The sequence below is a fragment of the Herbaspirillum sp. UBA812 genome (assembly GCF_002296545.1).
GTDB lineage: Bacteria > Pseudomonadota > Gammaproteobacteria > Burkholderiales > Burkholderiaceae_D > Herbaspirillum > Herbaspirillum huttiense.
The window spans coordinates 19,092-19,460 of record NZ_DBIC01000373.1 but is presented as its reverse complement, the minus strand read 5'-3'; the positions used below and the strand labels follow the sequence as shown (position 1 = coordinate 19,460).

Below are 369 nucleotides of genomic sequence, written 5' to 3'. Positions count from 1 at the left end.
AAAGAGCAGACCCTCAGGTCTGCTCTTTTTGCTTCGGCGTTTTCGGCGTCCGAACGATGAATGGCAGTTGGTTTGTCGCTTACTGCTTGGCCGCCACGCTCACCGTATTTTCATTGAGGCCACCACCCAACGCCTTGTACAGATCAATCGCATTGTTCAAGCGCAACTGCCGCGCCTGAATCAATGCCTGCTGCGCCGAGAACAAGTCCCGCTGCGCATCAAGCTGATCCAGCGAAGAGGCAATCCCGTTCTTGAATCGCAGTTCGGTCAGCTTAAGACGTTCCTGCTGGGCCGCCAGGAAAGCTTCCTGCGCCTTGACCTGATCGTCCAGCGTGCCGCGTGCCACCAGGGCATCGGCCACTTCGCGGA

Annotated in this window: 1 protein-coding gene; it reads right to left on the bottom strand. The window is 57.7% G+C overall.

What is annotated here, in order from left to right; all coding sequences use genetic code 11:
• Positions 1-79: 79 nt before the first annotated feature.
• Positions 80-369: TolC family protein (locus B3873_RS24625; protein ID WP_286869636.1), on the bottom strand; the 290-nt coding region annotated here is incomplete at its 5' end.